Consider the following 11429-nt stretch of genomic DNA (forward strand, 5'->3'; position numbering starts at 1 on the left):
ATTAAAGATATTGATTTTTCAACATACAAATTTACATAACACATTGGAAAAAAGCGCTAAAATTTATATTGCCGGACATCGGGGTATGGTTGGTTCTGCAATTCACCGCAGATTGCTTGCCGACGGCTTCAATAATTTTGTATTCCGGACATCCTCAGAACTTGATTTGCGTGATCAGGCTTCCGTGAAAGATTTCTTTGAAACTGAGCGCCCTGAATACGTTTTTCTGGCTGCTGCGAAAGTAGGAGGGATTATGGCCAACAACATTTATCGTGCAGAATTTTTGTTCGATAACCTGCAAATCCAGAACAATATCATCGACAGCGCTTACCGTGTTAATGTAAAAAAACTGCTTTTTCTGGGTTCTTCCTGTATTTATCCAAAGCTTGCGCCTCAGCCTTTACACGAGGATTCTTTGCTGACCGGCACTTTGGAATCTACCAATGAACCTTATGCGATTGCGAAAATTGCAGGAATCAAAATGTGCGAAGCCTATCGCAGTCAATACGGTTGTGATTTTATTTCGGTCATGCCAACAAATCTTTACGGCCCGAATGATAATTATGACCTGAACAAATCACACGTTCTCCCAGCCATGATCCGTAAATTTCATGAAGCAAAAGAGGAAAATAAACCCGCCGTTGAGCTTTGGGGTACGGGTTCACCTTTGCGCGAGTTTTTACATGCGGATGATTTGGCGGATGCGTGTTACTTCCTGATGCAAAATTACAGCGAACCGGGATTCTTAAATATTGGCGTCGGAACGGATGTAACAATAAAAGAACTTGCAGAACTTATTAAAGAAACGGTGGGCTACGAAGGCGCAGTTCACTGGAATACCGACAAGCCAGATGGAACACCCCGCAAACTAATGGATGTTAGTAAGCTGCACGCTTTGGGATGGGAACACAAGACCGATTTGACAGAAGGAATCAGAATAACATATCAGGATTTTTTACAGAAAATAGAGGCTTATTCCGTTTAAGAAAATTAACATTAAAGGGCTGTTTAAAAATAACACCCAACAATTCAGCACTAAAAAGCTGTTTTACCTATTAAAATTCTTTTTTTTGACAAATTTTCAGTATAAAATTACAATTATCTTCGGGAAACTAATTAGTTTTGTGGCGTCCTAAAAAATGGGGCTAACTATAAACCATGTTATAAGCAATGTCTGCTATCATTAAATTAGACCAGATAGACCGTAAAGTACTGGAGATCTTACAAACAAATGCCAAAATAACGAACGCTCAGCTTTCAAAAGAAATTGGGCTTTCTCCGGCTCCGACACTGGAACGTGTAAAGAAACTTGAGCAATCAGGAATTATCAAAAGCTATCATGCACAGCTTGAACCTGAAAGAGTTGGCTTAGGTGTAAGTACTTTTGTACAAATTTCTCTGGTTGGCCATAGAAAAGCTGTTACTGAATCATTTGTTGAAAAAATACATGCAATACCAGAAGTGATCGAATGCCACCATATTACCGGTACAGGCGATTTCTTGTTAAGAGTAATTTCCAAGGATATCAGTACCTATCAAAAACTGATGTTGGAAAAAATCAATGAAATCGAAGAAGTAGCAAGTACCCAAACGATGGTGATCTTGTCAACTTTCAAAGAAAGTAAGGTTTTACCAATTCCTTGAAATAGTATACCTGGGAATCTATTCCAAACAAAAACGTCGAACCCGTTATGGATTCGACGTTTTTGTTTTTATAAATGTTGTTTTGACACTACTGATGTTGTTCGCGTAGCAAGTCGTTTACCGTTTTTACCGGGTTAAAAGTAATTAACGGAACTTCAACAAAAAGCGTATTCCAGTTTGCCATTGATCCATTCCACAATCCTGGTAATTCCTGCGCTTTCAGCTCTTTTCCGTCTTTGGATTTGTAAGTAATAAATCCTGTCAACGGATCACGGAATTTTTTCAGATCATACAATTCTCCGTTTTTATTTTTAATCGCACATACCAGATCAACCGGATTAAAGTGTGTCGAATTCTTAAAAATACCGTTTTGCTGTTCGTTATCGACATCAACCTGCGCAGATTCTACGATTTGTAATGAAGATGATCCATCCGCGTTTTCTGCCCAGAACGGTCCTCCACCAGGTTCTCCCTGATTTTTCACCATACCACAAGCGCGTAAAGGACGATCCAGCTTGCCAATAAAATATTCTGTTTTCTTTTCGTCTGACCAACTTTCGTACGTTGCCGGAGGAACTACGCATAATTCATTCCTGAAAAACAAATCCAGTTCAGCAAGCACGGAGGCGTCTCCACCATTCTCCAATTTCGCCAGATAGCCGAATATTCTTTTTTGAAAATCAAGAACTATTCCGGCTAATGCTTTTTTATACGTTACTGTATCTCCCTTGATTCTATCCGGAACAACGTTATCAATATTTTTGATAAAAATAATATCTGCATCGAGCTGGCTTAAATTTTCCAACAAGGCGCCATGACCAGCCGGACGGAATAATAAACCGCCATCTTTTTCACGGAAGGGCGAATTATCCATGTTCACAGCAATCGTATCCGTCGAACTTTTTTGCTCGGAAAACGATACCATATAAGTTACACCAAATTCGCTTTGATACGTTGGAAGAACTTCCACAACCAGTTTTTCGAATTTATCACGGTGTTCAGGAGAAACTGTAAAATGGATTTGAACCGTACTTCCGGCGTTTGCGTAGTGTGCGCCTTCTACCAAATGTTCTTCCAAAGGCGTGCGTGAGCTACTCTCGTAATTATGGAATTTCAACAGTCCTTTAGGTAATTCTCCGTAACCTAATCCATTGTTATTCAAGAAATAAGCAACAATTGTATTTTCGTCTGCTGTTGTTATATCGATTCCATCGGTTGCCAGACAAACTTTTAAATCTTCGTAAAAAGCAAATTCTGTCAATCTTGCAAAAAACTCGTCAACCGATTTATCCTTCTTATTTTCTTGTAAAAAGCTGAATAATGATTTAAACATACGTGTAGCAGCGCCTGATGCCGGTACAAATTTTAATAATGCAATTTCTCCGTCAGCCGAACTTTTGTCAAATTCTTTTACAACTTTTTCTATTTCTTCATCGGTAAGGCGAATAAGCCCGTCGCCAACTGTGGCAGCTTTTGAAAGATGAAGAAATGGAAATCCATTTACGAAATAATGCACTTGTTCTTCCACTGTCGTGGCGTCGCTTCCGCGGTCCTGAATCTGTTGAAGGTCTTTCTCGATGAACATAATTTAATTAGTTAAAAAATCAAAAATTAGAACATCGCCACAAGAGTATTAACGGATTAATAAAGTCCTGTGGCGATGTTTGCTTTATTAGGTAAAGTCTTCGGTTACCGTACTATAACTATGGAACACGATTTATTTCACAATTCTCAATTTAGCGAAGCTTAGCAGCAAAGTTTTGTCACCGACTTTATCAAACTTTACTGTTGCCTTTCTGTCTGTACCGTTTACGTCCATCTTAACAACCGTGCCAAAACCAAATTTGGAATGTTCCACCTTATCGCCTTCGACAAGTTCATGGGTATCACTCGGTACAAAATCGGATGAAGGTGTGTGAGAAGATGCCGCAGTGGTAGGTTTTGGCTCAGTTGGTCTTCGCGGACTTAGATTTTTCACAAAAGACATAGGCGACGAAGATGAACCTTCACGTCCGATCTCCCTTTGGAAAGATTGGGAAATATTCAGGTATTTTGCATCCACTTCCAATAAAAACCGGCTTGGTTCACACATTTTCAAACGTCCCCATTGATAACGGCTTTCCGCATAGGAGAAAGTAAGTTTTTGTTCAGCCCGCGTTATGGCCACATAAAAAAGACGGCGTTCTTCTTCCAGATCCTGCCGGCTTTCCAGCATCATCTGACTTGGGAAAAGATCTTCTTCCAAACCTACAATGAACACATTTCTGAACTCCAGACCTTTTGCGGAGTGAATTGTCATCATCGTAACGCGGTCATTATCTTCGTTTTCGTCTGGTTCATCAGCATTTGTCAAAAGTGAAACGGATTGAAGAAAAGCACTTAATGTTTTGTCTTCGTTTTCTTCACTGTCAACAAATTCCTTGATCGCATTCAGTAATTCCTGAACGTTTTCATAACGCGAAAGTCCTTCTACGGTTTTGTCTTCATATAGATCTTTCAGTATTCCTGAAACTTTTGCAATATGTGCCGAAACTTCAAAAGCATCTTTTCCGGCTTCAATCATCAGCTTAAAGCTTTTGATCAAAGTGCCAAACTGTTCTATTGGTGTAATCGTCCGGCCGGTTGCATAATTTCCAATATTACTCACAACCTCCCAGATCGGGACATTATTTTCAGCAGCTGTTACCGTAATCCTGGCAACCGTAGTATCACCAATGCCACGTTTTGGAAGATTGATAATTCTTTTAAAAGCTTCTTCATCGCGTTGGTTAACCGTAAAACGCAGATAGCCTAAAATATCTTTAATCTCTTTTCTTTGATAAAATGACTGACCGCCGATAATCCGGTACTTTATTCCAAGTTTCCGAAGCGCTTCTTCAAAAGAACGTGACTGCGCATTGGTACGGTAAAGAATTGCAAAATTCTCGTTTTTGAGCGATTTCTGCATTTTTTCTTCAAAAATGGCTCCCGCAACCAAACGTCCTTCTTCGTTATCCGAACCTGCCTTAATGACATCAATCATAGAACCTTCCTCATTTACCGTGAAGGTTTCTTTTTTCAATTGGGATTTGTTTCGGGCAATTACAGAATTCGCAGCGTTAACAATCGTACTTGTTGAACGGTAATTTTGTTCCAATTTGATGGTTTGAACATCCGGAAAATCCTTTTCAAAATTCAGAATATTCTCAATATTGGCTCCACGGAAGGCATAAATACTTTGCGCATCATCACCTACAACCACAATATTCCGGTTAACCGCCGATAATTTTCTGGTAATAAGATACTGCGAAACGTTGGTATCCTGAAACTCATCCACCATCACATGCTGGAATTTGTGCTGATATTTGTACAAAACATCAGGGAAATCACGGAACAGAATATTAGTGTTGAAGAGCAGATCATCAAAATCCATCGCATTCGCCTGAAAGCAGCGTGTTACATAGGTTTTGTAGATCCGACCGATTTCTTTCATTTTAGCCGCTTCATCATCTGCCTGGATTACGGCATTGTTGATATAATCGTCCGCAGAAACCAATCTGTTTTTCGCTCCGGAAATCCGGTTATAAACCACATTTGCTTTATAAACCTTATCATCCAGATTGTATTCCTTTATAATACTGCGCAACAATGACTTTGAGTCGTCGGTATCATAAATCGAAAAATCGCTGGTATAACCAAGATATCTTGCTTCGATCCGCAGGATTTTAGCAAAAACCGAGTGAAAAGTACCCATCCAGATATTTCTTGCTTCTGTCCCAACAGCCCCTTCGATACGTTTCCGCATTTCTCCGGATGCTTTATTTGTAAAAGTCAGGGACAAAATACGAAACGGATCTACGCCATTTTCAATCAAATGGGCAATCCTGTAAGTAAGTACTCTTGTTTTTCCTGAACCGGCGCCGGCAATAATCATCAATGGACCATTACCATAAACCACAGCCTGGCGCTGCGGTTCGTTCAGTGTATCTAAATATTCTGGCTTGCTCAATCTATCTACCTCCTTATGTATATTATTCGTATCTGTATTCTTCATTCGTATCGCACAAAACCCAAAGTTAGGAAAAACCGGCAAATGCACTCTTTTCTATTATATATATGATCAAGAGTTTACAATCATTTAACCGGAAAATTAAAACATCGTGACAAATAGAACGTCCGACTTCGGTTATTGGTTTTGATAAAACAGAAACAAACCGGAGATTTGTTTAATGGTCGGCATATCGATGTTTTTCCTTTCCTATATATAGATGTAAATTATTGTACCGGTTCAATAAGTCTTTGGGCTAAGTTTTGAGCGATACATATTAATAGAACAAGAACTTATATGAGCACATTAAATATAGAAGACCAGCCACTCGAAGCGCAATGGGAACATTTACTTCAGACATTGGAAGAATTGTTGGGCAAACGACCGAGTGATCTCAATGGCGTATTATTTCTGATAGGCGTACAGGAATTGGGGCAGGGCGCTAAAAGATTTACCAAAGAACAAAAACAGGATCTCATGCACATAGGAATATGTAAGGTATTAAGTCTGTCTTCTTATTATCAGTTTGAAAAAAGGGATAAGGACGGCTGGCCGCATTATATATTGAACAGGGCATTGCCGCAGGGTGGTATTGACAAGCAGGAAGCGCTACTGAAAATGCATGTAATTGAGTATTTTAGAGGCATGTAGCCACCCTGTTGCTCAAAACTTCTTGCTGTTTTAAAATACTTTCACTTTCTTACAAACTCATTGGATTGGTTGACCCTGTGTCCGATGAAATCTACTTCGCTTCAACGTTGTGAAAAACAGATTGGATAATTATTCATTTTGTTTTACACATCTATGAAAAATACTTTTCCCGAAAACAACTTTCCAATCTCCCTTCAGGACGATTGTTTCTACTCTATAACCAAAAGGGAATGGGACGTTTTATTGCTATTGACCGAAGATCTGTCAAATCAAGAAATCGCAGATGGGTTACATCTCTGTAGAAACACAGTAAAACATATCGAAGAAGGATCGCTGAAAAACTCCAAATTTCAGGAAAAGATCAACTTGCTCGTTTTTCCAGGCAAAACCAGGCTTGGCTTAAAAATAAGTATTTTCAATTTCATCCACCCCACTAACCAATAAATCCATCTATTTGTTTATTAAATTATACAAACTGTATACCCAAGTGTACAAATATAGATTAATCAGTATAATACCTTTGTTAGGAAAACTATCCTGTATATCTAATATTTTCAGTTATGAAAAAGATTTATTTATCACTTTCCGATTAACCAAGAATTTCTAATACCTGCCGTGAGGCCTCAGATAGCTATTCCCGGATAGTTTAAGTCAAAGATTTCTCGTTCGGCCTAATGTTTAGCTATTATCGGAAACTTGGGCTTGGAAGGGTTATTACCATCAAACGATTTGGTGCGGAATAATGGTGAGATTGAAATTACTGTAAATGGATTGATGCAAATAATCAATGTCAAAATTAATTATATAGCGGATACAGACCACTTGGGAAAGACGTTCCAGGCAACTACAAATCATGCTTTTGAGTTAGTTAATAACAAATCGAAACACGCGATTGCATCACTAGCTCAAAGCTATGGCCTGCCAGGTCTTTAAGGTTTACATTTTCCAAACATTAGATAAAAATCATCCTTTATACACTTGCTTATCAGATTAATATACACACATTTATTTATTTTGTTTTCGATCCATTGTACGGCCCAAACATTGAATGGCATTGTACTTGATTCTGAGACAAAACACGTTGTTCCATTTGCTTCGGTACGCATCTCAAATACCCGGCAAGGTACAAATGCCGACCTTAATGGAAAGTTTAGCATGATTGTTAACTCATATCCGATTACAATCAATGTTAGTTGTGTTGGCTATAAGACGCGTAGCATCCTTTTTCAAGATAATAAGTCTCCAATTGAAGTAGAACTGAAAATTGTTTCGGGAGAGTTGAATGAAATAACTGTGAGGAAAGGGATAAATCCAGCACTTCCAATTATTAAAAAGGCAAGTAAAAACAGAAAACGTAATAACCCAGACCGTTTCCTGGCATACAGCTACCAGTCTTATAATAAGGTATTTGCCTCCCTGGATTCTAATGCTTCCTTGTACAGGCAAATGAAGGAACGAAAGAAAATTTTCGAGAATCGAGAAATTTTTGTGAGCGAGTCGGTGGTACAACACAAATACAAGAGGCCAAATCAGAGGCAAGAAAAAATTATTGCTTTCAAAACATCCGGTGTTCAAAACCCGCTACTCGCCTCTTTGCTTACCGACTTTCAATCTTTTGGGTTCTACATGGATTGGTTCGTATCATCGATAACGGATAAGAGTTATTTGAGCCCACTTGCCCCGAACGGCAATACTAAATATGACTTCGAACTTTTGGATACGCTTGTAAATGGAACAGACAGCACATACATAATTTCATTCAGACCTAAGCCATCGGTAAATATTCCCTTATTAACTGGGTTTGTACATATTAATACCAATAAATATGCAATAGAAAATATAGTTGCAACGTCGAATGACAATGATAGAGATATTAATATCCAAATCCAGCAGCAGTACCAGATACTGGATAGCATTGGATGGTTTCCAGAACGTAGTAATACCATAATTTCATTCAGAGATTCTACCAATCGCCTTTCCGGTCTAAAATATGTTCATAAAAGTTTATTCTCACAACTCAATATTGACCCTTCCTTTAAGGTATCGGATTTCAACCCTGTAAATAGAGAAATCGCTTCTAGCGCTGCAACATTATCAGATTCCATTTTGTCGGTGAGCCGGATTGACAGCCTCTCGGTAATGGAAAGCAACACTTATGATTTTTATGAAAGTAAACATAATAAATTAAAAGGAGTTGAAAGTATGTATACAATCATAGAAACCGCCTTGCTGGGATATGTTCCACTATCAAAAATAAATTTACCACTAAAGGATTTCATCAATTACAACAAATTTGAAGGACTGCGGTTGGGTTTGGGTTTCCAGACAAATGACGGAATTTCGAAAATGATCAGGATTGGAGGGTATATTGGTTATGGAATAAAAGATCAGGCATGGAAATATGGTGGAGATTTACAATTCAATTTTGGAAAAGATCTGAACCGAAACTTACAACTGAACTATGAGCAAAATGTAGAGGAGCCAGGCACCATCCCCTATATGGATCAAAATAGAAACAGGTATTCATACAGGGAGTTTTGGGGATCCAGGATGGATAGCGTTCGCAGGATCAGCCTTATATTCAGCAGTTTTATACGTTCAAACTTACTATACAACTTTTGTCTTACTAATGAAGTTCGAAACCCAATCTACGATTATCAGTTAACATCTAACGATATCCGCGTGTCACCGGCAAATTTGAAAAATACGGAAATTTCTGGCTTGATAAGATACCGCACAGGCGAGAAAAAAATGAATTTGGGAAAAGGAGTTTTTATAACAGGTAAACCCACTACAGATGGGTATATTAGGATTGCCAGGGGTATTAAAAGCTTCAATGCTATGTTTGACTACATTAAAATAAATGTTGGATTTGAAAGCAGGTTTCAAACAAAATTATTGGGCGAAACATCTTATCAACTTGCCGCTGGATATATAGCAGGTAAAGCTCCATACAGCTATTTGTACAATGGAGAAAGTGCCGGCGGAGTTAGAAAATGGGGTTATATTAACAATTCTTTTAATACCATGAACTTATATGAGTTTGTGTCCGATAAATACTTTTCCGCTTTTATTCGGCAAAATCTGGGCCAAAGGTTTTTTCGGAGTCCATTTAAAATATCTTCCCCCGAAATATCTTTTAGTCAAGGAGTATACTTTGGATTCCTCTCTCACCAAAACCAGTTTAGTCAACCCGAATATAAGGTTGCCAAAAAAGGGTACTTGGAATCAGGTATGATTACTGACAAATTGCTAAGATTAAGGTATTTGAAAATTGTATATATTGACTTTGGTATAGGGCTATTTCTCAGGTATGGCTCTTATTCAAAAGATGAGTTAAGTGAAAATCTATCCTTCAGGCTTTTAACAAGTGCTTCTTTCTGATGCAACACAAACCTCAGGTTCTTCCCCCGGAATTTATTGAAACCTCCCTGGAGTGCTATCTCCCAAAAGTAGATGTACGGAGCCAAGCCATTTACTGTACCCTGATAGCTTTGGTGCTTGGCATTCTTATATCCTTGCCTTTTTTATATGTGGACATATCTGTAAAAAGTATAGGGGAGATACGCGCGATTTCAGAGAAGACCGAAGTAAAGCCTCTGATCGGTGGTGAGATAAAGGTAATAGAGATTCACGAGAATCAGTATGTTCGCAGAGGTCAGTCCTTACTATCACTCAAAACGGATATTTTAGATAGTAAGTTACGGTTTAACGCACTGCAGCAAACAGAGAAGAATAGCTTTATTCAGGATCTTAGCCATTTGGTATCTTTGGACTCTGCCGGGCTGCTGGATGCTAAGGGCTTTGTTTCTTCACTTTATGGTCAACAGTACAGCCAGTTTAAATATAATTTGTTAGAAAACATTCTACATCTGAATAAGGAACTCAAAGAATTAAATGCCGATCGAGGTTTGTATCAACATAAAGTAATGCCAATACGAGAGTACGATGCCAAGGAGTTTGAATATAATAAGCTTACTGCTGCATATCGCCTATTGAAAGAAAGGCAAATCAGTTCTTGGCAGGGAGACCTAAATACACACAAAGCTACCTTGTCCCAATTAGAGGCTGAACAACGACAACTGTTGGAGGAAAAGAAAAATTATAGCGTTCTGGCTCCTATATCGGGTACTATTCAGCATGTCTCTGGGAAATATTCGGGAAGTTATCTAAGTCCTGGAGAGTCGTTGTGTATCATTTCACCAAACGACTCGCTTTTGGCAGAGTGTTATGTAACTCCCTCCGATATAGGTTTTCTAAAAACCGGGATGGCTGTGAATTTTCAGATAGATGCTTTCAACTATAACGAGTGGGGAATGCTTCAAGGGCAAATAATTAATATTTCAGACGACTATATTCTTATCCAAAACAAACCTATTTTCAAAGTTAAATGCTTAATCAAGAACCTAACTTTGAAGCTTAGGAAAGGCCATAGTACCAAAGTAAAAAAAGGAATGACTTTCCAGGCAAGATTCCTGGTAACCCGCAGAAGTCTATATCAGCTCGTTTATGACAAAGGCGATGATTGGCTAAATCCGGTCCGACGCAATGAAATATTATAGTTGCCAAGAAAGGTTACGGCCCAGTAACTATTTATGTGTACAATCTTTATTTAAAGTAATCTTCCGTATGTATTTCCCTGAATGTTCATCGAGAAGTACTTCTATGTTTCTTTTATAGGCTTGGCTAAATATTTAAAAAAAGTTTCAGAACTACACTTTTGACTTTTAGCGAGTTACCCCAAAAGGCGAAATTTATTTCGTCTTTTTTTCCTCCGGGGCTTGCATCTTAAAATTAAATGTAGGACTTTTGCACTCCCAATCGGGTAGTACGGCGCTGAGAACGATCATCGCCACGAGTTTCGGAAGATACGGAGCAGAGTTCTTTGACATGATGAAGAGAGTAAGAAGATAGTACGTTTAAGAAGATAACGTGGGATCTTTCGGGATTACCACAAACAAAAATTTACAATGGAGAGTTTGATCCTGGCTCAGGATGAACGCTAGCGGCAGGCTTAATACATGCAAGGCGAGGGGGCAGCAATGTCACCGTCGTACGGGTGCGTAACGCGTATGCAACCTACCTTCAACTGGGGGATAGCCCGGGG

General features: G+C 38.7%; 8 protein-coding genes and 1 rRNA gene. 7 read left to right on the forward strand and 2 right to left on the reverse strand.

Translation table 11 applies throughout. The features are described 5' to 3' along the window. Nucleotides 1-43 precede the first annotated feature (43 nt). Entirely contained in the window at nt 44-985 is a 942-nt protein-coding gene (locus tag FDK13_RS17180) for a GDP-L-fucose synthase family protein (protein WP_137341225.1), read from the forward strand. A gap of 185 nt (nt 986-1170) precedes the next feature. After that, nucleotides 1171-1644 carry an Lrp/AsnC family transcriptional regulator gene (locus FDK13_RS17185; RefSeq protein WP_090340796.1) on the forward strand — a complete coding sequence of 158 codons (474 nt, stop codon included), beginning with the start codon at nt 1171-1173 and terminating at the stop codon, nt 1642-1644. Between the two features lie 88 nt (nt 1645-1732). Here the strand turns inward: FDK13_RS17185 and FDK13_RS17190 are convergent, their stop codons facing one another. Next, a complete protein-coding gene (locus tag FDK13_RS17190; protein WP_137341226.1) occupies nt 1733-3229 on the reverse strand; it encodes a DUF4301 family protein in 1497 nt (498 codons plus the stop codon). A gap of 132 nt (nt 3230-3361) precedes the next feature. Continuing rightward, entirely contained in the window at nt 3362-5677 is a 2316-nt protein-coding gene (locus FDK13_RS17195) for an ATP-dependent helicase (RefSeq protein WP_137341227.1), read from the reverse strand. Between the two features lie 291 nt (nt 5678-5968). Here FDK13_RS17195 and FDK13_RS17200 point away from each other — a divergent pair, with 291 nt between their 5' ends. The 5 genes from FDK13_RS17200 to FDK13_RS17220 all read left to right on the forward strand — a co-directional run. Further along, entirely contained in the window at nt 5969-6322 is a 354-nt protein-coding gene (locus FDK13_RS17200) for a hypothetical protein (RefSeq protein ID WP_137341228.1), read from the forward strand. Between the two features lie 153 nt (nt 6323-6475). Further along, on the forward strand, nt 6476-6766 hold the full coding sequence (locus FDK13_RS36640) for a LuxR C-terminal-related transcriptional regulator (protein ID WP_137341229.1): 291 nt from the start codon (nt 6476-6478) through the stop codon (nt 6764-6766). Nucleotides 6767-7366: 600 nt separating this feature from the next. Further along, nucleotides 7367-9706, forward strand: a complete 2340-nt coding sequence (locus tag FDK13_RS17210; protein ID WP_170982821.1) for a DUF5686 and carboxypeptidase-like regulatory domain-containing protein — start codon at nt 7367-7369, stop codon at nt 9704-9706. Next, entirely contained in the window at nt 9706-10884 is a 1179-nt protein-coding gene (locus FDK13_RS17215) for an HlyD family secretion protein (protein ID WP_137341231.1), read from the forward strand. Before FDK13_RS17210 ends, FDK13_RS17215 begins: the two co-directional genes overlap by 1 nt. A 405-nt stretch (nt 10885-11289) precedes the next feature. Further along, nucleotides 11290-11429 (forward strand): 16S ribosomal RNA (locus FDK13_RS17220); the annotation flags it as partial.

Source organism: Dyadobacter frigoris, assembly GCF_005280585.1.
GTDB lineage: Bacteria > Bacteroidota > Bacteroidia > Cytophagales > Spirosomataceae > Dyadobacter > Dyadobacter frigoris.